25 protein-coding genes are annotated in these 21,514 nt (G+C 70.4%); 14 read left to right on the top strand and 11 right to left on the bottom strand.

The genetic code is table 11. From position 1 onward, the window contains the following. Positions 1-30: 30 nt before the first annotated feature. The 4 genes from ACWEN0_RS42690 to ACWEN0_RS42675 all read left to right on the top strand — a co-directional run bounded on the left by ACWEN0_RS42690 (position 31) and on the right by ACWEN0_RS42675 (position 3,192). Positions 31-678, top strand: a complete 648-nt coding sequence (locus ACWEN0_RS42690) for a 2'-5' RNA ligase family protein (RefSeq protein WP_451986520.1) — start codon at positions 31-33, stop codon at positions 676-678. Further along, positions 675-1,676 carry a hypothetical protein gene (locus ACWEN0_RS42685; RefSeq protein WP_451986518.1) on the top strand — a complete coding sequence of 334 codons (1,002 nt, stop codon included), beginning with the start codon at positions 675-677 and terminating at the stop codon, positions 1,674-1,676. Before ACWEN0_RS42690 ends, ACWEN0_RS42685 begins: the two co-directional genes overlap by 4 nt. Positions 1,677-1,773: 97 nt before the next feature. Then, on the top strand, positions 1,774-2,103 hold the full coding sequence (locus ACWEN0_RS42680) for a hypothetical protein (RefSeq protein WP_451986516.1): 330 nt from the start codon (positions 1,774-1,776) through the stop codon (positions 2,101-2,103). 150 nt (positions 2,104-2,253) lie between these two features. Next, complete coding sequence (locus ACWEN0_RS42675; protein WP_451986514.1) at positions 2,254-3,192, top strand: RapZ C-terminal domain-containing protein; 939 nt, start codon at positions 2,254-2,256, stop codon at positions 3,190-3,192. On the opposite strand, the gene ACWEN0_RS42670 is transcribed toward ACWEN0_RS42675, so the two are convergent. Beyond that, positions 3,189-4,385 (bottom strand): helix-turn-helix domain-containing protein, encoded by a 1,197-nt coding sequence (locus ACWEN0_RS42670; RefSeq protein WP_451986512.1) that lies wholly within the window; start codon positions 4,383-4,385, stop codon positions 3,189-3,191. The genes ACWEN0_RS42675 and ACWEN0_RS42670 overlap by 4 nt on opposite strands. Positions 4,386-4,584: 199 nt before the next feature. On the opposite strand from ACWEN0_RS42670, the gene ACWEN0_RS42665 reads away from it, so the two are divergent. The 3 genes from ACWEN0_RS42665 (at position 4,585) to ACWEN0_RS42655 (ending at position 8,739) form a co-directional block, all read left to right on the top strand. After that, positions 4,585-5,556 carry a TauD/TfdA family dioxygenase gene (locus tag ACWEN0_RS42665; protein ID WP_451986510.1) on the top strand — a complete coding sequence of 324 codons (972 nt, stop codon included), beginning with the start codon at positions 4,585-4,587 and terminating at the stop codon, positions 5,554-5,556. Between the two features lie 73 nt (positions 5,557-5,629). After that, positions 5,630-7,780 carry an amino acid--tRNA ligase-related protein gene (locus ACWEN0_RS42660; protein ID WP_451986508.1) on the top strand — a complete coding sequence of 717 codons (2,151 nt, stop codon included), beginning with the start codon at positions 5,630-5,632 and terminating at the stop codon, positions 7,778-7,780. After that, positions 7,777-8,739: a phosphotransferase gene (locus ACWEN0_RS42655; protein ID WP_451986506.1), complete on the top strand. Its 963-nt coding sequence runs from the start codon at positions 7,777-7,779 to the stop codon at positions 8,737-8,739. Before ACWEN0_RS42660 ends, ACWEN0_RS42655 begins: the two co-directional genes overlap by 4 nt. Here the strand turns inward: ACWEN0_RS42655 and ACWEN0_RS42650 are convergent. Beyond that, entirely contained in the window at positions 8,732-9,685 is a 954-nt protein-coding gene (locus tag ACWEN0_RS42650; protein WP_451986504.1) for a phosphotransferase, read from the bottom strand. The two genes, ACWEN0_RS42655 and ACWEN0_RS42650, sit on opposite strands and share 8 nt — an antisense overlap. Next, a complete protein-coding gene (locus ACWEN0_RS42645; RefSeq protein WP_451986502.1) occupies positions 9,682-10,236 on the bottom strand; it encodes a hypothetical protein in 555 nt (184 codons plus the stop codon). Before ACWEN0_RS42645 ends, ACWEN0_RS42650 begins: the two co-directional genes overlap by 4 nt. A 245-nt stretch (positions 10,237-10,481) precedes the next feature. Between ACWEN0_RS42645 and ACWEN0_RS42640 the strand changes: the two genes are divergently transcribed. Beyond that, positions 10,482-10,832 (top strand): hypothetical protein, encoded by a 351-nt coding sequence (locus ACWEN0_RS42640; protein WP_451986500.1) that lies wholly within the window; start codon positions 10,482-10,484, stop codon positions 10,830-10,832. A 22-nt stretch (positions 10,833-10,854) separates the two neighbouring features. Here the strand turns inward: ACWEN0_RS42640 and ACWEN0_RS42635 are convergent, their stop codons facing one another. Continuing rightward, positions 10,855-11,658 carry a hypothetical protein gene (locus ACWEN0_RS42635; protein ID WP_451986498.1) on the bottom strand — a complete coding sequence of 268 codons (804 nt, stop codon included), beginning with the start codon at positions 11,656-11,658 and terminating at the stop codon, positions 10,855-10,857. 82 nt (positions 11,659-11,740) lie between these two features. On the opposite strand from ACWEN0_RS42635, the gene ACWEN0_RS42630 reads away from it, so the two are divergent. The 3 genes from ACWEN0_RS42630 (at position 11,741) to ACWEN0_RS42620 (ending at position 13,289) form a co-directional block, all read left to right on the top strand. Then, a complete protein-coding gene (locus tag ACWEN0_RS42630; protein ID WP_451986496.1) occupies positions 11,741-12,433 on the top strand; it encodes a hypothetical protein in 693 nt (230 codons plus the stop codon). 155 nt (positions 12,434-12,588) lie between these two features. Beyond that, entirely contained in the window at positions 12,589-12,879 is a 291-nt protein-coding gene (locus ACWEN0_RS42625; RefSeq protein WP_451986494.1) for a hypothetical protein, read from the top strand. Continuing rightward, a complete protein-coding gene (locus ACWEN0_RS42620; RefSeq protein WP_451986492.1) occupies positions 12,876-13,289 on the top strand; it encodes a hypothetical protein in 414 nt (137 codons plus the stop codon). The genes ACWEN0_RS42625 and ACWEN0_RS42620 overlap by 4 nt, the downstream gene beginning before the upstream one ends. A 38-nt stretch (positions 13,290-13,327) precedes the next feature. On the opposite strand, the gene ACWEN0_RS42615 is transcribed toward ACWEN0_RS42620, so the two are convergent. Continuing rightward, positions 13,328-14,197, bottom strand: coding sequence for a sigma-70 family RNA polymerase sigma factor (locus ACWEN0_RS42615; RefSeq protein ID WP_451986490.1), 870 nt, complete (start codon positions 14,195-14,197; stop codon positions 13,328-13,330). A gap of 160 nt (positions 14,198-14,357) precedes the next feature. Between ACWEN0_RS42615 and ACWEN0_RS42610 the strand changes: the two genes are divergently transcribed. Next, entirely contained in the window at positions 14,358-15,125 is a 768-nt protein-coding gene (locus ACWEN0_RS42610) for a GntR family transcriptional regulator (RefSeq protein WP_451986488.1), read from the top strand. A 4-nt stretch (positions 15,126-15,129) separates the two neighbouring features. Here the strand turns inward: ACWEN0_RS42610 and ACWEN0_RS42605 are convergent, their stop codons facing one another. The 3 genes from ACWEN0_RS42605 to ACWEN0_RS42595 all read right to left on the bottom strand — a co-directional run bounded on the left by ACWEN0_RS42605 (position 15,130) and on the right by ACWEN0_RS42595 (position 17,323). Beyond that, a complete protein-coding gene (locus tag ACWEN0_RS42605) occupies positions 15,130-15,735 on the bottom strand; it encodes a hypothetical protein (protein ID WP_451986486.1) in 606 nt (201 codons plus the stop codon). Between the two features lie 31 nt (positions 15,736-15,766). Then, positions 15,767-16,435, bottom strand: coding sequence for an acyltransferase (locus ACWEN0_RS42600; protein ID WP_451986484.1), 669 nt, complete (start codon positions 16,433-16,435; stop codon positions 15,767-15,769). 84 nt (positions 16,436-16,519) lie between these two features. Beyond that, entirely contained in the window at positions 16,520-17,323 is an 804-nt protein-coding gene (locus ACWEN0_RS42595) for a hypothetical protein (protein WP_451986482.1), read from the bottom strand. A gap of 302 nt (positions 17,324-17,625) precedes the next feature. Between ACWEN0_RS42595 and ACWEN0_RS42590 the strand changes: the two genes are divergently transcribed. After that, complete coding sequence (locus ACWEN0_RS42590) at positions 17,626-18,822, top strand: DUF1173 family protein (RefSeq protein ID WP_451986480.1); 1,197 nt, start codon at positions 17,626-17,628, stop codon at positions 18,820-18,822. Between the two features lie 58 nt (positions 18,823-18,880). Continuing rightward, entirely contained in the window at positions 18,881-20,293 is a 1,413-nt protein-coding gene (locus ACWEN0_RS42585; protein ID WP_451986478.1) for a hypothetical protein, read from the top strand. 37 nt (positions 20,294-20,330) lie between these two features. Here ACWEN0_RS42585 and ACWEN0_RS42580 read toward each other — a convergent pair whose 3' ends face one another. From ACWEN0_RS42580 to ACWEN0_RS42570, 3 genes are all read right to left on the bottom strand, one after another. Then, entirely contained in the window at positions 20,331-20,588 is a 258-nt protein-coding gene (locus ACWEN0_RS42580) for a hypothetical protein (protein WP_451986476.1), read from the bottom strand. Then, entirely contained in the window at positions 20,589-20,933 is a 345-nt protein-coding gene (locus tag ACWEN0_RS42575) for a DUF6247 family protein (protein ID WP_451986474.1), read from the bottom strand. A 287-nt stretch (positions 20,934-21,220) separates the two neighbouring features. After that, positions 21,221-21,403: a hypothetical protein gene (locus ACWEN0_RS42570; protein WP_451986472.1), complete on the bottom strand. Its 183-nt coding sequence runs from the start codon at positions 21,401-21,403 to the stop codon at positions 21,221-21,223. Between the last annotated feature and the right edge of the window lie 111 nt (positions 21,404-21,514).

Below are 21,514 nucleotides of genomic sequence, written 5' to 3'. Positions count from 1 at the left end.
CCAGCACTAGATGGTGGGGAGCCTCTACCGGTGAAGCCGTTCTTCAATCCTGATCGCTTGTGGCCGCCGGGGCAGCGTGTGCTCCAGCTCTACGTCCTGCCAGACCTGAGCCGGGACCACGAGCTCGCCGCGCTCATCGCCGGATGCCGGGACGTGTTCACCGAGTTCGCGGCGATCGACCGGCCGGTCCCGGACGATTGCCTGCACGTCACGGTGCAACCCATCGGCCTCGGGGCCGACGAGCCCGTGTCGCCGCAGGCCCGCCAGGCGCTCATCGCCGAGCTGGCCGCGGCGTTCGCCACCGCGCCGGCGTTCACCACGCAGGTCGGCTCGGTGCTGGCCTACGGCACGGGCGTGGTCGCCGACCTGCACGACGACCCACCGTTCGACGACCTGGTCGAACGGGCGCGGACGGCGATCACGGCGGTGTGCGGGCCCGACGCGGCCACCTACGACACGCGGCCGGCGCACATGGCCCTGGCCTACGCCCACGGCGAGCAGGAGACCGACCCGGTCGGGCGGGCACTGCGGCGCGTGCGGCCGAGCCACGCGCCGATGACCGTGGACGCCGTGCACCTGGTCGACGTCGAGCAGGTTCCCGAGCAGTGCCTGTTCCGCTGGACCCCCGTGCACACCTTCCCGCTGGCCAACAACGTGAACCAGGAGTCTGTGGCATGAGCGACCGGATCGGCGACGTCGACGAGGACGACCTGCTGGTCGGCACCTACAACCTGTGGGAACACGGGATGTACCCGAACCGGCCGGGCGAGGACGACCGATACGACGTGCAGGTGCAGATCATGAAGAACGACCTGCCCTGCCACGTGTGGCTGGTGCAGGAGGTCGGCAACGCCGAGGCGTTCCACCGCCTCGCCGACCGGCTCGAGATGGAGTGCATGGTCGGCAAACCCGGCGAGATCGTGGAAGATCCGGTGTTCGACCCCGGCGGCCGCGGATTCGGCGTCGGCGTGATGTGGGACCCCGCCGCGCGGATCTCCGCACTGCCGGGCACCCGACGGATCTACACCAAGGACGTGTTCTTCCACGGCGTGGCCTACGTCGTCCTCGATCTCGGCGACGACCTGCTGATGCAGTTCGCCTCGGGCCACGCGACACCGTGGGGTTTCCCGCAGAGCTTCAGCGAGGGGAAGCGCTGGGCCAGCATCATGACCCGGCCGAACCGCGGACTGACCGGCGCCCTGGCCGAGGTGGTCTTGCCCGGCGTGCTCGGCACCGACTCCAACGGCACCACCGGGGACAAGATCCGACAGCCGGACGGGTCGTGGAAATACCACGCCGACGACCCGTTGGAGGGCCAGGAGTGGTTCGACGACATGATCTACCAGCAGGCTTATCCGCGCGAGCTGGACCCGACGACCGGCAAGCCGATCCCGAAGTCCGACCGCACCCCCGGTGACGTGATCTGGGATGGCGGGCTGTCCGACCCCTCCGCGGTGCTCCGGCTGCCGTTCGCCCCGACCACGGGCTACCACAAGGTCGACCCGTACCCCGACCGCGACCTCGACCACACGCGCGTCACCAGGAACATCGTCGAGGCCGAGGCGATCGCCGAGGTCACCGTGCTGGACAACGACCGTGTCCGGGCCGCCAGCGACCACCGGCCGAAACGGCTCCGGCTGAAGCGCAGCCGCCTGCCGCGCACGCGTTTGGCGTGACCGGCGCCGCCGGGTCGCCGGCGGCCGGGGGCAGGGAACCGCGAGCGATCCGATCACGTTGGACTCTGCGCTGTTGTCGTACAGGAGGGAATCCGGCTTGACCGCGCCTGTGGAATTGCTGCTCAACTACCTGCCCGTCGACGAGGAAGGGAACCTGCTTCGGGACGACACGACCCTGGTCAGCCCCGAGACGCCGTTGCTGCACCCGGACGGGATGGAAGGCGGCGGTCCCGTCGTCGCGGTCCCGCGCGTCGGGGAGAAGATCAACCTGCGTGTCCGTCACCACGAGAGCGCGCCGAACAGCGAGCAGAACGAGGTCTGGGAGGTGGTCGACGTGCTGTGGACGATGTCGGACATCAGCCGGCAGAAGAAGACACCGACCCAGATCGCCACCTTGCGGATGAAGAAGTCCGACACCCAGTTCTGAGCCAGGCAGAGCGCGGGCGGCCAGCCACGGGTGGCCGCCCGCGCACCTGTTCTCGGCACGATCAGCCAGGGAAACCGCTGACCGTTTCCCGTGTGATCAGGAAACAGGAAACACCTGTTCAGGACCATTTTCTGCCGTGATCGTTGAATCATGGACACGACGACCACCGCCTCCGCCAACGACTCCGCCCCGACCGTGCACCTGATCTCCTTCGGTTTCCTGCACGGCCCGACTCCGGAAGCGGACCTCGTGCTCGACGTCCGCCGCTGGCTGCACGATCCCGCCGCCGCGGCGACGATCCTCGACCTCGACGGCCGGGACGCCCGCGTGCAGCAGACCGTGTTCGGCACCCCCGGCGCGGTGGAACTGGTCGACCACGCCGTGCAGGCCGCCACCGTCGCGCACCGCGGCGACCGCGTCCTCGCCTTCGGGTGCGCCGGCGGCCGCCACCGCTCGGTCGCCCTGGCCGAGCTCGCCGCGGGACGGCTCGCGCTGCGCGGTTTCCGCATGCAGGTGGAGCACCGCGACGTCCACCGGCCCCGCGTCCACCGGGACGTCGCCGAACACCTCCCGCAGGCCCAGGACGATCGGTACTTCGAGGCCCCGAACTACTACCGGCCGCGGCCCGGCTCCGCCCCGGCGGTGTTCCTGGCCGGTGGGATCACCGGCTGCCCGCGCTGGCACGACCACGCCGCCACCGTGCTCGCCGCGGCGCCGGACCCCGTCGTGGTGCTCAACCCGAACCGCGTCGACTTCCCGATCCACGACCCGGCGGCCGGGTGGGAGCAGGTCTCCTGGGAACAGCACCACCTGCACCTGCCCGACGCCACCACGCTGTTCTGGTTCCCGGAGTGCGACCCGCAGGTGACGGTGCAGCCGATCGCGATGTTCGAGCTGGGCCAGGCCCTCGGCGAGGGCCGCCGGATCGTGGTCGGCGCAGATCCGGGCTACCCGCGCGCGGCCGACGTGCGGATGCTGTGCCAGCTCGCCCGGCCCGGCATGCCGGTCTACGCCAGCCTCGACGACACCCTCGCGGCCGTCCTGGACGTCCTTTCTTGTGCCGGACGCACGAAGCTCGCCGCGGCTTAAGCGAGACCGAGCCAGGTGGCGTAGCCGCTGAGTTCGGGATTGGAGCGGCGATGCAGGGAGAGCAGCACAGCGGTGGTTTCGCGCACCATCGGGTGCAGTCGGGTCTGCTGGGGCGCGATGCGGCGGGCCTGCTGGAGCGCGCCGAGCGCCGCATTGCGGTCGCCGTGCAGGAGGTGGGCGCGGGCGAGGCCGATGTGATGGTGGCCGCGCCGTGTGCGGGGCATGGTGCGGGGCGGTCGCCATCGCTCGGCGGCGGCAAGCGCGGCTTCGGGGTTGCCGAGTTCAACGTGCGCGGCGACGGCATGGGTCGCGACGTTGGCGGGACCGAAGGTGAGCCCGAGGTGGCTGCGGTCAGACGGGAAGCGGGAGGCGAGTTCGGTCGCCGCGTCGAGGTGGTCCTGGGTGGTGTCCGCGTCGCCGGCGCGGGAGGCGAGCGTGACCGCGCGCAAGTGCAGGCTGCCGTACATCGTGATCGCGGCCGGGGCTGGGTTGCGCAGCAGGTCATCGAGTTCGGCGCGGGCGGTGTCCATGAGGCGGAGGCCGTGGTCGTAGTCCCCTGCGGATTGGAAGCTCTGGGCGCGGGTCCAGCGGGCCAGTCCGAGGGCGAGCGGGTCCCCGGTCGCGTTGGCGGTGTCGTCAAGCTTGTGCTCGACGGCCTCGGCCAGGTCGAGGTAGCCCAGGCGATAGAGCAGGGTGTGGGCCGCGTGGTACACGGTTACCAGCAGCGCGTTCACCGCCGTCTTGCCGTCGGCCGCGGCGTGGTGGCGGGCGGCAGTGAGTTCGTCGATCAGGCCGGGCAGGTGGACGGCGAGCTTGCCGTAGTCGGCGGCGGCCCGCAGTTTTGCGATGGTGCGGACGTCGCTGGCCAATTCCGGCAGTGGCCTTGGCCGGAGTCCGTCAGTGGGCAGGTCGTAGCGACGCAACACGGTCCGCAGCTGCTCGATCTGAGTGGCGGTGACGACGTCGTGCGAGTTGTCGGCGTAGGGCTGCCCGGTCAGCACCTGCGTGGAGATGCCAAAGGCACGGGCCACGGCGGCCAGCAGCGCCGGGGTGGCGGCGCGATCGCCGACCTCCACTTTTTGCAGCAGGGACAACGAAACCGCAGCGCGGTTGGCCAGCTGGCGCTGGGTCCAGTCGACGGCCTTGCGATGGAGGGCGATCCGGGCGCCGATCCGGTCGTTGTCCTGGTTCATCGGCGCTGCTCCCGTCGTGTTGTGAGCCTTGTCGGGGATTCTCGCCGCCTGCGGAGCCTTTCGGCAGCCGCTGACCAGGGTTTTGTGCAATTTCTGTGCAACTTCGCCGTCGACCGCCTGACCACACTGGCGGTGTCGATGTCAGCACGGGCTGTTCATCTCCCGGTGCGGGTGAAGCGAGCGAAGGAGAGCTCCCTTGATGATCGGTCAACTCGACCGCGGCGAAATCGTCGAAGTCGACAGTGAGGGTGCGACCCGGCTTGCCTCCGAGGCTCGGCGTCTTGCCGGGGAATCCGGCGGCTCGAGTACGGACCTGGCCGAACATGGTGCCGCGTTGGTGACGGCACTGCCGGAGTCGTTGGTGCGGGCTGCGCATCGCTTCGGCAACAGCGGCTCACCGCACAACACGCTGCTGGTGAGCGGGCTGCTGCCCGAGATCACCGATCTTCAGCCAACGCCGGCCACCACAATCCCGCCCCCGCTCGACCTCTGCGGCCAGGCCGCGGCGCTGTCGCTGCTGGCGGTGGTGTCGCTGCTGGGTGAACCGTTCACGTTCGCCTCGCTGTACGAGGGGCGGCTTGTCCAGCACGTCACCCCGGTCCCCGGTCGCGAAGCCGCCCAGACCAGCGAGGGCAGCGACACCATCCTGGCGTGGCACGTCGAGGATGCCTTCACCGAACATCGGTGCGATTTCTTCGGGCTCCTGTGCCTGCGCGGCGAACCTGGCGCGGCCACCCTCGTTTCGGCCGCGCGGTCGCTCCAGCTGCCGGATGCGGTGGAGCAGGTGCTGCGGCAGCCGCGGTTCGTGGTCGAACCCGATATCGCGCACGGTGCCGACCCGGCCCCGGATCTTCCCAGGGTCAGCGTGCTTTCGGGCCCCACCCCTGACCCGGAGATCTGCTTCGATGCGGTCTACCAACGTCCGGCCGACCCCGGTGACGCGGAGGCCGCTGCCGCGCTGAGGGTCCTCGCCGAGGCCGTCGAGGCAGCCGCCGTCGCCCACGTCCTCGAACCCGGGCAGCTGCTGATCGCCGACAACCGGCGAGTCGTCCACGGCCGCACCGTGTTCCGGCCTCGCTACGACGGCACCGACCGGTGGCTGCTGCGCACGATGGCCTGCGGGTCCAAGCGCGCCCACCGCCGCCGCGGCGCCCTCCGCGCTCTCCGCTGAACGACGACCCGCTGTGTGTCCCGCCTGATGAAAGGACGTGCCGTTGTCGCCCACCGCCCCCACAGCAGAACCTGTGGTTGCCCTCGACGCCCCCATCCGGCTGGCCGCGTGCTCGGACGACGAGTACAGCCCGCTGGCCGAGGTCGTCGTCGGGACCGCCGCCGGCGCCCGCGTCCCCACCCTCGACCGATCGGCATGGCTGAACCTGTACCCGGAGCTATCCGCAGGCGAGCTCGCCGCCATCGGCACCGGGATATTCCCGCCCCGTGTGCTGGCCGAAGCCGAGGAAGACCTCGACGGACTGGCGTCGACCCTGGCCGGGCTGGGCGTCACGGTGCACCGACCGGCCGTGGTCGAGCACGAGCGGGAGTTCGCGACGCCACACTGGCGCAGCAACGGGTTCTACTCCTACTGCCCACGCGACCTGACCCTGATCGTCGGGTCGGTGATCATCCAGGCGCCGAGCCCGATGCGGGCCAGGATGTTCGAGCTGGCCGGGCTTCGTGAACTGTTCCAGCAGCGGATGCTAGGCGGGTCGGCATGGATCGCCGCCCCGACCCCACTGCTGCGCGACGAGCTCTACCCGCTCGACACGTCCGGCCGGCCCACGCTGGGGGAGGCCGAGCCGGTGTTCGACGCGGCGAACGTGCTGCGCTGCGGGCGCGACCTGTTCTACCTGGTTTCCTCCTCCGGCAACGAACTCGGCCGACGTTGGTTGCAGACCACCTTGTCCGCGTTCGGGGAATACCGTGTCCACCCGATCCGCGACGTCTACCAGCACACCCACATCGACTCCACGATCAGCCTGATCCGGCCCGGCCTGGCGCTGCTCAACCCCGCGCGGGTCACCGATCCCACAGTGCTGCCGGAGCCGCTTCGATCATGGGAACACCTGTGGTGCCCACCGATGACCAGCGGTCCGGTAGCCGGAGCGCATCCGTTGTCCTCGGAGTGGATCGGCATGAACCTGCTGATGGTCCGCCCCGACCTGGCCATCGTCGACGCCGCCCAGCATGAGCTGATCGCGACGCTGAACCAGCGCGGTATCGACGTCGTGCCGCACGCGTTGCGGCACGCGCGGGTCCTCGGCGGCGGCTTCCACTGCGTCACGCTCGACGTGCGGCGCACCACCACTTCCACCTGCTTTGTCCCGCCGACCAGGGAGTACGTGATGATCGAATCCCATCGTCCAGATCATGAGGTTCGCCCGTCCGGGGCGCTGGTCGCTCGCTATGCCGAGCTGCGCGCCGCACCGGGCGCGCGCGAGGTACTGGAAGCCCGCTCCCGTGCGGTAGATGTGCTGCGGCGGTTCCTGCATGACTCCGGGCACGTCGAGGTCGACACCCCGCTGTTGCAACGCAGCCGTCCCGCGCCGGGCCGCTCGTTCCGCACCGAGACGATGTCGCTGGACCCGCACATCTACCTGCGGTCCTCTCCGCTGCACCTGCGCGCCATGCTGACTACCGGGATGGAGAAGGTCTTCGAGATCGGCCGGTCGTTCCGCGACGAACCCGTGGACCCGACACACTCGCCGGAATACAGCCTGGTCGAGCTGTACCAAGCCGGCGCGGACTACCGGACGCTGCGCGCGACGGCCTTCGACCTGATCACAGCCGCGGCCCGCACGGTGCTCGACGGAACGGTGATCCGCGCCCGCGACGGGAACAGCATCGACCTTGCTGGCCCGTGGGCGGTCGTGCCGTTCTACCAGGCCGTCAGCGTCGCGCTGGGCGCGCAGGTCACGCCGGGAACGACAGCTGGGCGGCTGCGCCAGCTCGCCGAAGACCACCAGGTCCCCGTCCGGAACGGCGCCGACGTCGACGAGATCGTGCTGGAGGTCTACGACCGGCTCGTCGAGCCGAACACTGTCGCCCCGACGTTCCACGTCGACTTCCCGGCCGGCCCGTCTCCACTCGCGCAGATCTGCGCCCACGATGAGCGCCTGGCACAGAAGTGGGACCTGGTGATCGGCGGCCGCGAGGTCGCCACCGCATACACCGAGCTCGCCGACCCGGACGAACTCCGCCGCCGGCTGGCGCCCGACGGGGACCGCATTCTGTCGTCGGAGGCAGCGACCCTGGATGCCGAATGGCTGGAGGTGTTCGCCGCGAACATGCCCGCCGCCGGCGGGCTGTGCATCGGGTTGGAGCGGCTGCTGCTCACCCTGACCGGCGCCGACGAGCTGCGCGAGGTGATCCCGTTTCCGCTGCCGGTGACCGAATGACCGGGCTCACCGATCCGGCCGCGCGGGTCGGTGTCGACCTGGAGCTGCTGCTCGCCCGGGTCGCGGGTGCCTTCGGTCTCGGTACTCCGGTCGAATGGTCGGTGCTGACCACCGGGTACGAGGACTGCAACATCGACCTGCGCACCTCCTCGGAAGCCAGGGTCGTGGTGAAGATCTTCGCCGCCGGCCGGGCCGCCGGAATAGCGGCTCGCACCGCTGAGCTGATCACTCGCGCCCAGGCAGCAGGTGTCCGGCATCCCCGGCTGTACCGCGACGCTGACGGTGTCCTGGCCCACCACCAAGCCGGGCACCAGGTGCTGGTGATGGACTTCGTTCCCGGCGCCACCCTCTACGACCTCGACCGCGCACCCACGTCTGACGAGCTGGGCAGGATCGTGGAGCAAGCGGCGCGCATCCACACCGTTGATGCTTGGCCGGAGTTCGTGTTCGACCCCTGGGCGATCACCAACCTGGTGCCGCTGGCCGAGCAGGTCCGCGATGTCCTCGACTCCGAACAGCGGTGCCTTGTCACCCAGGCCGTCGAGGACGTCGTCGACGTCGACCGTCAGGCGCTGCCCGCCGCGCTCATTCATGCCGATCTGACCAAGGGCAACGTGCTGCTCGCCGATGACGGCAGCGTGACCGTGCTGGACTTCGCGGTGGCCAACCGCTTTCCTCGGGTTCAGGAATTGGCGGTGATCGCCGCCAACCTCACCCACGGCTCCGCCGATCCGCTCCCGGTTCGGGTGGAGACCATCGCCGAGGCGTACTCGGCCGCCGCGCCGGCGCCGCTGTCGGCAAGTGAACGCACGGCGTTGCGGGCCTTCGGCCGCGCGGCCGCGGCGATGGAGCTGCTCGGCGCGCTGGCCGAGTGGCATCAGGGAAATCGCGGTCCCGAGACCGAGTACCTGATCCAGCTGGGAACCGTCGGACTGCGCGACTACGCCGTGCTCAGCTGATCCGCCGCCGCAACCAGCCCAATGCCGCCATGCCCTTCTCGTGCTGGTGCGCCCGCAGGGTCGGGAGGTTGTCCGGGGCGAGAAGGAGCGACTGGAACAGGAAGTCCCCGGCGATCGCCGCGAGCACGGCGTTCACCTGGTCTGGGTCGACGGCGTGCGCGGGCCGGAACCCTCGCCACGCCTGTTCGGGGTCGATGGCGCTGGTCGCGGCCACCGAGGGCAGGAACAGCAGCCCATCCACCCACGGCGCGCCGGTGACCGCGTAGGGCCAGTCCACTACCATCACGGCGTCGGCGGTGAGCAGCAGGTTGTCCGCCCGCAGATCGGCATGCAGCAGCGTGTCTCCTCGCGCCGCGGATGCCCAGCCCGACTCCAACTGCACCAGCCTCGGCAGGTTCGCGCACGCCCACTCGTCCACGCGCCCGGCTAGTGCCGAGTCGCCCGCGATTGTGTGCCAGGAGCGAAAGTTCTCGGCGAGGTCGTCCACAATGGACATCGCGGGGACTGGAGTTGGTGTGAGACCTTCCGCCAGCTTTTCCAGTGCGGCCATCACCCGCGCGAACTGCTCCGGGAGCCACGGCGTGGTCGGCATCGTGCCGTCGATGTCATCGAGCACGAGCATGACCCAGTGGCCGTCGTCGTAGCACCACCGCAGCTTCGGTGCCGGAACCGTAGCTGGCAACGAGCCCATAACTTCGATCTCGCGCCGGTACAACCCTGGCGAGCGTGGATTCCGGTCGGCGCTGATCGCTTTGGCGAACACCCGACGCCCGTCACCGAGGACCAGTCGGGATGCCAGCCCCGGCGAGAACCCTCCGGACTGCGGAATGTCCCGCACGACCGGCGCTCCGAGCGCGGATTCCGCGGCCTCGCGCACCTGCTCGGGCAGGTCGTTCCAGCTCAGCCGGGACGGGGCCAGCGAGCTCGTAGGCAGCGCGGCGTTCACGCGGGCACCTCGGTCCGCTCGCCGGTCAGCTGGCTGTCCACCCAGGTGACGAACGCCAGCGGCGAGCCGCCGAAGTGAGCTCGGACCCGGGCCTGGATCGCCCGAACGTCGTGACCAGGCAGGAAGTCTCGGTCGCTGGTCTCTCCGCAGCCGCACGCGCAAGGCCGGATCAGGAAAGCGGCTTCCTCGGGCAACTCGCAGTACCCGATCGGGTTCTGCGAGCCGTTGACCACCGGGTCCGGAGCGTCGAAGTAGGCGTCACGCACCGCGTGCGGCGTGTCGAGGACTCGGCCTTCCAGCGCGACTCGTTCACCACCAGGGGTGTTGTGGACGGTGACGCCGGTGATCTCGGCGACGGCACGCACGCGGCCCTCGCCGATGATCAGCGCGAAACGCTGTCGGGATGCCTTCTCCACGTTCATCTTCCATACGCCGCGGCCCGCCTCCCATGCTTCCAGTTCGGTCATGCGTGGGAAGTAGCCGACGTGGGAGCGCGACAGCGGGTCGCCCTTCACGGTCTCATAGTTACCGAGCTTGAGCCGGATCGCCATGCCACACCTCGCTCGTTCCACTACCGGTTACGACTGTAGTTTATCCATCGTTACTATTCGGGTGTCAAACGATGGGTGCCGATAACACGGATACTGCCGCCGATCGACCCGAAGACGCAGTTGTTGATCTGCAAAGACATGCTCGGCTACATCTCTCGACGGCCCCACCACCGCGAAGCTCTCTCCGTGAACTGCCTCGGTAGCCGCAGTAGCTGGAACATGCGGAGTGGGTGATCCTTTGGGGTATGGGAACGGTGCATCAGCTTCGACCACGCCACGAAATCGGCGCGGAAACCTGGCGGGCGGCGATCCTGCTCGGAATCGGCGACGACGACACGATCGGCTCGGTGGCCGAGTCCGAGCACGACAGCGAGCTAGCCGCACGGGCATGGGTGGAACATCACCTGCCAGACGCCCGGTTTCCTGAGTGGGTGGCCCGCCGTCGCCACGGCACGGCCGGTGCGTTCCTGTTCGGCCAGGTCGAGCGCGGCTACTACAGCGGCGAAAGCGACGACGACTGGGAACTCGATCACGACGCGCCCGGCTGGGACGCCGACCTCGTCCACGGCGTCATTCGCTGGCGCGCCGGTGCCTGACCCAGGCAGGCTGGCGCCCGTTCTACAGGCTGTTCAGCCGATCCCGGTCGCGCGCCTCCGCGGCGAGCACGACGTCGTGTGCCTGCGGACTCCACCAGCGGGCGATGGCCGTGTCGAACAGGGTGTGCAGGTCGGCAGGGTCGAGCGCGTCGACCTCAACCTGGACGAGGTGTCCGTGGGCGGCGGTGAAGCCGGCCGCGCGGGAGTCGGTCGCCTTGCCTGGCATGGGTGGGAGTCCAAATTCGGTGACCTGGTTCGCGGTGAGCGCGACGCGTTCGGCATGTGTCCAGCAGCGGGTGCGGGCCAGGAAGTCCCGCTCGATGTCTTCTCCGGAGGGGTCGTAGTCGCCGGCGTAGAGCAGCACCGCGGGTCGGCCGGCGTGCTCGGCGTCGCGGCGCACGAGGTCGGCGATGGTCTGCGAGCCGTATCCGCGCAGCGCGATCACCGGCAGTCCCAGCTCGTCGTACCAGGCGGCGAGCTGCGAGACGAGAGCGTCCTTCTCCAGGCCGAGGTAGATCGCGGTGGGCTGGCCGGCGGTGCGGTCACGGCGGAATGCCTGGCGCAGCCAGGTCAGCGCGTCGTCGGCGTCGGAGAAGGAGAGCGGCCGGGCGATCTCGCGGCCGTGGTCGGCCAGATCGGGGAACGTCCCGGCCCGCCGAGCCGCGGCGGTCACCGCCGACAGCCGCTTGTAGGCGGCCACCGAGTTCGGCACGGCCCCGACCGCCACCAAGCGGTAAAAGCACTGTCGCAGAGTGACCCGCTCGGTGTACGAGGTCACGATCGCGTGGGCCTGCTCGATCACCTCGCCCCAGTCCAGCCGGGCCATCGCGGTCACCTGCCCTTCGCGCCGAACCCCGGTTAGGGACTAGTCCATCATCGCCCCGCAGGTCGGCCCTACGGTTGAGTCCATGCGGTGGTGGTGGCGACGGGCACGGTCCGAGGACGACGGCGCAATCGACGCTGATGGCCGCCCGCTGGCGACGCGCCGGGATCGGCTGGCCGAAGCCATCCGCGGCGCGCTGCGGGAAGCCGGGTGTGCCGAGGCCGGCGACCGGCAGGGCGGCTTCGTCGTGGAAGCCCCCGGCGAAGACCATGACCCGTTCCTGGTGTGCTGCACCGACGGCCCGGAGCTGGACCGGCACACCGAGGAGCAGCGCTACCAGCTCGTCCTGGCCGACGCCGGGTTCCGTGCGGTCACTGGAATCGACGGGGATGAGGGCGGGCTTGCGGTGTGGCCAGCAGGTGTCCGGCCGCAGGTGCCTCGGCCGTCGCCGCGCGCGATGGCCGAGGACTGGTTGCGGGCGTTGACGATCAGCGGCCAGCCGGGTCAGACTCCCGAGCAGGCGCTGGCGCTGATCGCGCAGGTCAACCAGCCGCGGTCGCTGTCCATGCAGATCCGTACCCCGCTGCCGCACGACGACGCGCAGGCCCTGGACGAGTCCCTGGCCTGGTACGCCGAGGTCCGCAGCCGCCAGGCCGGTCTGAACCTCCTTCTGGAGGGCCTGCTGATCGGCTGGCTGGCCGATGCGACCGGGCAGGACCGATCCGCGATCATCCAGCGACTGGCCCTGACCATGGAGAACCTGCTGCCGCCGGAGTGAGTCCGGATCGCGGGCGGCGAGGTTGGCCGGTAACCAGGGCGTCGACCGAGCTGTCGACGACGAGTCCGAGCCCAACGACGTACATGCCCCTGGGTGGTCTTCGGGCCCACGCGAGCCGTTCCAGGCCGGGGCCGATCACCGCTATCATCAGGGGCATGACGGCTTCGGCGTTCGCGGACCGCACGCCCGCTGACCAGTACCTGGTCCAGCGGATCTCGGCGCGCGACCGGGTCGACATCGAGTCGCTGGCCACGCTGCCCGCGCACGAGCTCGACCGGCTCCTGCCCGGCGGCCGTGCGACCTACCAGCACCGCGCCCAGGTCGCCAACGCATTGCTGACCCGACGGGGAATCGACCCTGACTCGCCCGAGTACCAGGCTGCCGATGCGCAGGCCCGCGACATCCTGGCGCGAGTGGACCGGCTCGGGTCGGACCACGCCGCGTGAGCTTGCCCCGCGCGCTGCTGCTCGACTCGTCTTTCCTGGTCGCCTACGAACGTGAACTGAGCCCGCGGCTTGCCCAGGCCGTGGTCGTGCAGGCGATCACGACCGGACGGCTGCTGGTCGTGCCCGCGATGTCGTTGCTGGTCGCCGGAGCCGAGCTGGGTGGGCGTCACCCGGACCTGTCCTGGGTGCTCAACGACCCGGCCGGCCCGGTGCAGGTGCTCGCGCTGTCGGCGACCAACGCGCTGGAGACCGGTGAGCAGGCCGCCCGCGCCGAATCACTGGACCTGGTCGCGCTCGAGGTGGCGCAGATCGCGGTCGAGGCCGCCGGCAGCCCGGTGGCCGTGATGACCTACGAGCCGAAGCTGTACGCCGGGCACTCGGTGCAGGTCATGGACATGCGTCCCCGGTAGGACCGCGATGGACATCGGCGGTGGTGGCCGTGACTCGGTCAGGCCGGGAGCTCTTGGCGAAGTTCGGCGACAACGGCGCGGCACGCCGGGCAGCCGTCCAGGTGGGCGTTGACCTGCTCGGTCTCCCGCTTCGACAGCCCGTTTCGGGTCCAGGCGCCGAGCTTGTCCGCGGCCTGGCGGCAACCGTCGGGCCGGTGATTCAGCTCGGCCACGTACACCTGGAGGTACGCCTGGCGCAGGCCCTCGCGGGCGCGGTAGGCCAGCGCGGAGACTCCGTTCGGGGACAGGCCCATCAGCGGGGCGATCGCGATGGGCGTCAGTCCCTCGATTTCGGTGTGCCACAGCACTTCCTGCCACCGCTCCGGCAGCCGGGCGAACGCATGCGCGGCCAGGTCGCGTTCCAGCCCGTCCACGGCGGTGTCGCGGAAGGGCTCGGAGATCTTCTCCGGGCAGGCTGATTCGATCGCGGTGGTCTCGACGTCCTCGGTGAGGTCGAACCTGCGGGCGAGGCGGGTCTTGTCGTAGGCGATGTGGCGCAGCACGGTCAAAAGGTACGCGCGAAAGGCGGAATCCGGGCCGCGGCCGCCGCGCAGGACGTTGAGCACCTTGGCGAACGCCTCGGCTACCAGGTCGTCGGCCTCGATGGCTGAGCTGGCGAGTTGCCGGGCGAGGTTGCCCGCCGCGTTCCGGTGCCGGCCGTAGAGCAGGCCGTAGGCGTTGAGCCGCCCGGCCCGCACGTCGGTGATCAGTTCGGCGTCGGTCGGGTCCTCCGCGGGCGGCGGGGCCAGGTCCGGGACGCCGGACGCGACCCGGCGGTGGTGCTGCTGAGCCGCCATACGGCGCGCGGCGGCGCGCTGGATGGGGACGACGGTGGCCGACTTGTCGCCGGCGAGCACGGTGGTGGGCACGGCAAACTCCCCGCGAGACGTGATGCACGACGTGGGCTGCGATGTACCGGCCGGTGACTACTCGCAGTTAGTACTAGGACTATTCGAGGATTGCACGATGCGCCCCGGTGCGCAATAGTCCTAGTACAAATCGCTCTAGTGCTCTGCGGGAGGATGCGTAGTGGCCGATCAACCGGCGTACGAAGCGATCGCGGGGGAGTTGCGAACCGGAATCCTCGACGGCACGTACCCGCCGGGGAGCACGCTGCCGCGGCTGACCGACCTCCTCGAGCGGTTCGGCGTGGCGAAGGAAACGGTGCAGAAGGCGATCAAGGTGCTGGCCGACGAGGGCCTGGTCGAGCCGATCCGCCGACGCGGCACCGTCGTGCGCGGCGCGCCGGTGCGCGAGCTGATCGTGCGCGAGCGCCAGGTCTTCCGCGACGAACGCGGGTATTTCTTCGACCCGGCCGCGCAGAACTGGGTAGCGGTTGAGGAACCGGTCGTCCGCACGGCGCCTCCGCCGCCCGATCTCCTCGGCCTGCTGGGCACCGAGCCGGGGCAGGCCGTGGTGACCCGCGATCGGGTGATGGGCGACCCGCAGACCCGCGATCCGCACCACGTGTCGGTCAGCTACCTGCCGCCGTGGCTGGTCGACCAGCTTCCGGTGCTGGGTGAGTCCGAGACCGGACCGGGCGGGATCTACGACCGGATGGAGGAGAGCGGGTTCGGCCCGCTGGCCTGGGATGAGCGCGTCGGTGCGCGTGCGCCGTCGGCTCGGGAACGCGAGCTCTGGTCGCTGGCGCCCGGCACGCCGGTGCTGCGACTGGTCCGGATCGCCCGGAGCCCGGCCGGGCAGGTGTGCGAGGTCAACGAGACCATCGTGCCGGCCGACCGTTACGAGATCGGGTATCCGCTCGATCGGACGGAGTCAGCCGTCTCCGAGCGGTGAGCAATCAGGCTTTCTCGTCGGCGGTCTGGTCGGCGAGCCGGATTTGTTCGCGCAGGGTGACGCGCAGCTGGTTCTGATCGGCCAGGGTCCACGAACCTTGCCAGGCGGCCATCGCGGCGACCATGTGCAGCTCGCCGAGGACCAGGTCGTCGTTCTCGACGAGGTCGCCGTCGGCGGTGCGCGCCGCGGGCGCAGCGCTGCCCGCCGGTTCGCGGACCGTGGCGATCTGGGCTTCCAGCGCGGCCAGGGCGAACTCGCGGACCGGGGAGAGTTGGCCGAGGGCGAGCACTTTGGCGGTGCCGCGGTAGGTCTCCTCGGGGTCGAAGTCCCAGCCGCCGTGCTCGACGGCGATGCTGCGCCAGGTGTTGAGCAGGTCGGACGCGGCGGCGATGACGCCGTGGTAGTGGTTCACGTCGACCTCGGCGATGGCGGCGGCGGCCCGCTCGGGGATGCGCGCGTGGATGCCGTCGGGGAAGTCCAGGTACGCGTCGACGAGCCGGAACGCGGCGGCGCGGAAACGAGCGGCCGGCCGGGGCGCGATCACCGGTTCACGCCAGCGCGCCAAGGGGTCACAACTCAGATCGACGACCTGGATCTTCGGGTTGTTCATGGTTTCCTCGTGTTCTGCTCGGTAGTCGCGGTCAGGTGGGAAGAGGGAAGGCCGCCTTCGTCCCGCTGGTGCCGGGCGGGCACGGATGCGTGGCGGCGACGCGGGCGGGGACTCCGGCGAGCACGCAGTGCGGCGGGTAGTGACCGGCTCGGACGACGGCGCCGGCGGCGACCATCGTGTGGTGGCCGAGGTGGGCTCCGGCCAGGATCGTGGCGTGGGTGCTGATCACGCTTCCGGCGCCGATGCGGACCGGGCGGACGTCGAGCGGGATCTGGCGGGCGAGGGGCGTCCCGTCGAGAAGGTCGTGCCGGTGGTTGTGGTCGGTGATGTAGACGCCCCCGGCCGCGGTCCACACGTCGTCCTCGAGGACGACCGATTCCATCGCGATGATCTCGGTGTGCCGGCCGAGCACGCAGCGGTCGCCGAGTTCGATGATCGGGCGCGACGCCGGTGATCCGGTCTCGGCAAGCGGTCCGGCGGACAGCGTGGTGTGTTCGTTGACGAGGCAGCCGCAGCCGATGCTGATGTGCTCGACGCCGTGGAGCACGCCCTGCGGGAAAGCGAGGCAGGACTCCGGGCCGAGCGCCGCGAACCGCTGGCCGTGCTCGGTCGCGGCGGAGATCGCCGCTCCCAGGCGGGCCCAGCGCAGCCATTCCCGCACGGCATGGCCGTCCCGGCTCTTGATCGGCAACTCGGTCACTGACGTAGCTTGCCAGGGATCGCCGCGGAATCCGCTCACCTGCGGCGCGGAGCAGGCTGTCGAGGTCGCCGGTACCTCGGTTCCTCAGCCGGCAGAGCGCGTGAGCGCTGTCGCTGCGATCTCGCCCCAGCTGGTCAGCAGGTGCACCAGCTCGCCGTCGTCGATGTCGGCCAGCAGCGCCTCCACTGCTTCGGCGCTGTCCCGGGCGGCTTCGGCGGTCGCGGCGCGCACGGCGATGATCAGGGCTCGCTGGGCGGGATCGGTGACCGAGTCGAGGTCGTGGTCGGCCTGTGCGGTCGTTTCCGCGGGGACCGTTCCGGCGTCGACCGCGGCGGCGGCCAGGCACAGCAGGCATCGGGCGACGGTCCCGGTGGCGCCGTCGACGACGGCGCGGTTGAGCCCGAGCCGCAGCGGCGGCTGCCAGTCGGTGGCCGCGCCGACGACGATGCGGGCCGCGGCCTTCGCCGCCGCGGCGTCTCCGCCGGCGAACATCGTGCACAGCTGTTCCACCGCGCGGATCGACCGGCCGGGCAGGCGCGGGAGCCGGTCGGTGACCGTCACCGCCGCACTCATCGCCACCGACAGGGCGAGTTCGTCATCCGGGGCGACCTTCGACCAGATCGTGGCGCGCGCCGCGGGGGTGGATGCGCGGCCGAGCCGGGCGAGGACGTCCTGCACCTTCGGCGCGAGCTCGGTCCGGGTGGCGACGATGGTCAAGGACGCGGCCGCCGGGTTGTCGGTGCAGTAGTTCGCGTTGATGTAGACCCAGGACGCCAGCACTTCCGGCACCTGCCTGTCCCGCTCGAGGGCTTGCAGCAGCGAGTAGAAGCGGTCCGCATTCCGGCCGACGGCCAGCAACGCGTCGCCACGGGTCAGGTCCAGGGACATGGTCACTACGAGGGCTCGCCTTCGTGTCGGTCGCGGCCGGGCAAAGGAGGTGAGGCCGCGGGGCAACGCCGGAGCAGTGTCGCAGCCGTCGCGGCACCACGATCGGGTTACCGGGCGCTCTGGCCCAGCCGTGATTGAAAAGGTGGGGCCGCTTGTCGTCGTGAACAGGCAGAATCGAGACGACAGCATGATCCACCGGGAGGTGCTGATCCGTCCGGCGAGAGGAGGCCGCCGTGTACTCAGCAGCACGCCGCCGACGGGTCGGCGCGAGGTCCGCCACGCCAGCGGGCGAAGCGGGGCAAGTGCGCCTGGCCGACCGGGTCGTCGCGGTCGCCGACGTGAAGCAGCATCCCGACCGGTACACGTCGTTGTTCGGCCGGGCGCGCAGCGAGGTCGGCCACGCGGTCTGCCTGTGCCGCACCGATCAGGTGGTGCGGCTGGTGATCCGGTGCCGAGCCGGGCGGTATCACCTGGCGAACTGGCCCGCGGGCGGACACCAGCACGCCCCGGGATGCTCGTGGTACCGCAGCCCCTCCTCGATGTCCGGGCGCAGCGCCTACGACGACGCCATCAGCACCAGCGACGACGGCACGTCGATCCGGCTGTCCATCCCGATGATCGTCCGGGGTGCCGCCGCGGCGCCTGCCGAGACGCCCCCGCCGCCGGCGGCCGCACCCGGATCGGTCGCGTCCGTGCGGCGCTCGCTGGGGCTGCTGGCCTTCTTGCACTTCCTGTGGGAATCCGCGCAGCTGAACGTGTGGCACCCGCGCGAGCGAGCACGGAACTGGCGCACCTGCCGGGCGCTGCTGGACGAGCAGGCCGGCGACTGCCGGGTCAACCGGCTGGCGCTGGCGGACGCGCTGTGGATCGTGCCCCCGTTCCAGCGCGAACACGCCGAGCAGATCAACGCCGCCTGGGAGCGGTACATGGGACGTCTGACCACCGCCGGTCGTGTCCACCGCCGCGGCCTGGTGCTCGGCGAGATCCGCGCCGTCGAGCCCACCGACTACGGCGTGCGGATTCGCCTGGCGCACCAGCGGGCGCCGCTGTTCGCCTCGACAACGCTGATGGACCGCGTCCACCGGTCCTACCCGAGCGTGTTCAGCGAACAGGCCGGCCAGGCCGGGCGGCGCCAGGTGGTGCTGGCCATGATCGAGCGCAGCCGCCGCGGCTATCCGACCGTCGTCGACCTGGCCGCGATGCTCACCACCGGCTCGTACCTGCCGGCCGACTCCAGCCACGAAGCGGAGATGGCCGACGCGCTCGCCGCGGCGGGACGCGCGTTCGTCAAGCCGCTGCACTACGACGGCGCCGACGCGGTCTTCCCCGACTTCGTCCTGGTCGACGAGGACCCGGAGACCTACGTCGAGGTCTGGGGCGTGCGCGGCCGCGAAAGCTACGAGGCCCGAAAACGCGCCAAACAGACCTTCTACCGGGAGTCCGGCCGGACGCTGCTGGAATGGGACGTCCGCGGTCCCTTGCCCGAACTCGGACATTGACCGGCCGGACGGCGAGCCACTGCGCGGCGCGACACCGGTCACCTGGGACGCTGTGTGCATGACCGATGACGCTGCCGTGGAAGAGCAGGCCGTGGGCCCGACCTGGACGCCGTGGCGCGCGGCCTACGCCTACGCGGAAGTGATGCGCGACCTCATGATGGCCAACGTCGACCCCGCCGGGGAACGGGCCGAATACTTCGACGTGCCGACCATGCTCATCGCCTACGCGCTGGCCGACTACGCCGACCAGGAAGGCATCGTCGTCACCCGGCCCGCAGACCTCGGGGAACTCTCGGGCATGCGGTTGTGGGAACGGCTCGCGACCGAACGCCTGGTGGCGTCGCTGTCGAGGCTGTCGCCGGCACGGCACGCAGTGGTTCCCGCCGAGGGGGAACCGATGCACGACGAGTTCTTCCGGATGAAGGCCGAGATCGACCGCAGCCACGCCGGCGGACCGGCGACCGGACAGGCCGCCGAGCAACGCACGGCGAAACGCCGCACGGGCGAGCGGCTCTGGTACGAGCGAGGCGAGGACGGGCAGGCGTTCGTCGCGCAGATGCTGCTGACGTACGTTTCCGACGCCGACCGGGACGCCGGCAAGACGGCGCTGCGGGTCATCGCGGACCAGGCAGAAGGAGCCGCGCCCGCCGAAGCACCCATCGGGAATCGGCCGCCGCGGCCATACGAGTTGTCCGAATACATGGCCGCCGACAAGCCGTGGCCACAACGCGGCACCCCGCAGTGGGCGGTCCGCGTCATGCAGGGCGAACTGGCCGGGCGGACACTGCTCGCCCAGTATCTCGACTCGATCCTCGACGACGGGATCGACTTCGCGGCATCCCTGGCGGAACCGCGGAAAGCAGGCGAATCAGCGCGCGAGCACGCCGAGCGCGAAGACCTGGCGAAGAAGATCGTCGAGGTGCAGGAGCTGCTGGCCGATCACGCGCCCGACGTCGCGGAAGAGTTGATGCACATCCGCCCCTCGGACGCCCAGCAAGCGGTCGACGTGATCACCAGGGAAGCCAAGGGGTGGTGGACGACCTCCCGGTACGACGCCACGATCAGCGACATCCGGCCCGCGATGACGGCGCTGCTGGACGCCTTGGTCGCGCCGGAACGGCGCGGCGACGTCCAGAAATTGCTGGAGGTCGTCGCTGTTGACGACGTGCCGCTGGTTCGGGTCGGGCTGCGGCTCGTCGGTGCAGCCGAGGCCGAGCCGTTCGAGGCGTTGCACCTGGCCGCAGCGTTCGCCGCGGCGCTGATCCAGATCCCCGCCTGCGTTCCGGACCCGAAGGCGGAGTTCCTTCGGCTCTCGCAGGTGGCGCTTCGGCTCGCGGAAGGCAAGATCGACCCGCCCCGCACGGCTTCTTCGCCGTCCTCTCGGCCGGAGACGTCGACACGGCAGGCGGACGCCCGGAAGAAGAAGGCCAGGAAAGCCTCGCGGAAAGCACGGCGGCAAGGACGACGGTGACGCTGCTGAAGCAGGTGGTGCCCGGCGGTCGCCTGGTCTAGGAGCCGAACCACTGGATCAGCAGGATGTGCACTTCCTGCTGATCCTCCAGGATCAGGTAGACGACCTGGCCGGCGTGGTCGGGACCGAAGTTCCAGCGCCGGACGGCGCCGTCGGGGTTGTCCTCGTGCAGCGGCGGGCCCGACCAGGGTGTCAGCTCGAGGACGTCGTGCACGGAGGAGTACGCGGCGAGCGCATCGTCGGGCAGCGCGGCTATTTGGTCTCGGGCTTCGGGGTAGACGACCAGGCGGTACACCTACGCGTGCCGCCCCAACCGGTCCCCGATCAGCGCTTTGATCTCCTCGCCGGAGACGCTGCCCTCGGGCGCTCGACCGGTGCTCAGCCCGTGCTCGGCCTGCGCCAGCAACCGATAGTAGCTGCCGGGGTCGCGCTGTTCGGCGTGGGCGAGGTGGCGCCACTTGGCCAGCATCCCGTGCACCGGCTCGAGAGTCTTGTCCTGCTTCGCGCGCTCCAGCACGATCTCCCACTCGCGGTCGAACTCGGCGACCAGCGACGGCGACAGGCAGGCGCGGATCGCTTTCGGGTCCGCGGCCGGCGGGGCCGGAGTACCGCTCGGCTCGTGCGTAGCAGGAGAAGCCATGCCCTCACCATAGCCACCACCACCAACATGGTCGCCCGTGCCGCGCGAGGATCAGCTGGTAGTCCTCCGGTCGTCGTTCGCACGGAAGATCGGCCGCAACGGCGCGGACCGAGGGCCGTCCGGATCGGTGTCCAACGGTGGAACCGGGCCCGCCGGCGGTGGGTGGAGCCGGGAGAACGACCGCACGCTTTGCCGTCTGGCGCGGCGGATGTGCAGGACCAGCGCTGCCGTGATCCCGAGCGCGGCGAGTGCGAGCCCGCCGAGTACCGCGACGAGGATCAGCCCGATCACGCTGGCACCACGCGCAGCATCCGCGCCGGAGGTGCGAGCAGTCGACATCGAACGCACCGACGCCACCACCACGTCAACGGCACCAGCCGCACGACCTCGCCGCGGAGTTCGGTGACTTGTCCCGGCTCGAACGGCAGCCGTGCGTCCTGCTGCCGCGCCGCCAGGTCCAAGACGTCCATCACGTCTCGTTCCGGCAGACGCGCTGACCGCGGCTGCCGCACCAGGTCGACGAAGCCGACTTCGGCAAATCCCGCCGTGCACACGAGCCAGCGGCCTCGGTGGGTCCCGAA

Source organism: Amycolatopsis sp. NPDC004378 (genome assembly GCF_053602455.1).
Note: the sequence above shows the minus strand (reverse complement) of the source record. Positions and strands in the feature narration are given on the sequence as shown.

What these genes read in the sequence shown, in the direction of transcription:
- ACWEN0_RS42625 (WP_451986494.1), top strand. Translation starts at nt 12,589, where the DNA reads ATGACGGCTTCGGCGTTCGCGGACCGCACGCCCGCTGACCAGTACCTG.
- ACWEN0_RS42635 (WP_451986498.1), bottom strand. Translation starts at nt 11,658, where the DNA reads ATGGCCCGGCTGGACTGGGGCGAGGTGATCGAGCAGGCCCACGCGATC.
- ACWEN0_RS42655 (WP_451986506.1), top strand. Translation starts at nt 7,777, where the DNA reads ATGACCGGGCTCACCGATCCGGCCGCGCGGGTCGGTGTCGACCTGGAG.
- ACWEN0_RS42570 (WP_451986472.1), bottom strand. Translation starts at nt 21,403, where the DNA reads ATGGACGTCTTGGACCTGGCGGCGCGGCAGCAGGACGCACGGCTGCCG.
- ACWEN0_RS42585 (WP_451986478.1), top strand. Translation starts at nt 18,881, where the DNA reads ATGACCGATGACGCTGCCGTGGAAGAGCAGGCCGTGGGCCCGACCTGG.
- ACWEN0_RS42685 (WP_451986518.1), top strand. Translation starts at nt 675, where the DNA reads ATGAGCGACCGGATCGGCGACGTCGACGAGGACGACCTGCTGGTCGGC.
- ACWEN0_RS42665 (WP_451986510.1), top strand. Translation starts at nt 4,585, where the DNA reads ATGATCGGTCAACTCGACCGCGGCGAAATCGTCGAAGTCGACAGTGAG.
- ACWEN0_RS42630 (WP_451986496.1), top strand. Translation starts at nt 11,741, where the DNA reads ATGCGGTGGTGGTGGCGACGGGCACGGTCCGAGGACGACGGCGCAATC.
- ACWEN0_RS42605 (WP_451986486.1), bottom strand. Translation starts at nt 15,735, where the DNA reads ATGAACAACCCGAAGATCCAGGTCGTCGATCTGAGTTGTGACCCCTTG.
- ACWEN0_RS42675 (WP_451986514.1), top strand. Translation starts at nt 2,254, where the DNA reads ATGGACACGACGACCACCGCCTCCGCCAACGACTCCGCCCCGACCGTG.
- ACWEN0_RS42640 (WP_451986500.1), top strand. Translation starts at nt 10,482, where the DNA reads ATGGGAACGGTGCATCAGCTTCGACCACGCCACGAAATCGGCGCGGAA.
- ACWEN0_RS42575 (WP_451986474.1), bottom strand. Translation starts at nt 20,933, where the DNA reads ATGGCTTCTCCTGCTACGCACGAGCCGAGCGGTACTCCGGCCCCGCCG.
- ACWEN0_RS42595 (WP_451986482.1), bottom strand. Translation starts at nt 17,323, where the DNA reads ATGTCCCTGGACCTGACCCGTGGCGACGCGTTGCTGGCCGTCGGCCGG.
- ACWEN0_RS42645 (WP_451986502.1), bottom strand. Translation starts at nt 10,236, where the DNA reads ATGGCGATCCGGCTCAAGCTCGGTAACTATGAGACCGTGAAGGGCGAC.
- ACWEN0_RS42670 (WP_451986512.1), bottom strand. Translation starts at nt 4,385, where the DNA reads ATGAACCAGGACAACGACCGGATCGGCGCCCGGATCGCCCTCCATCGC.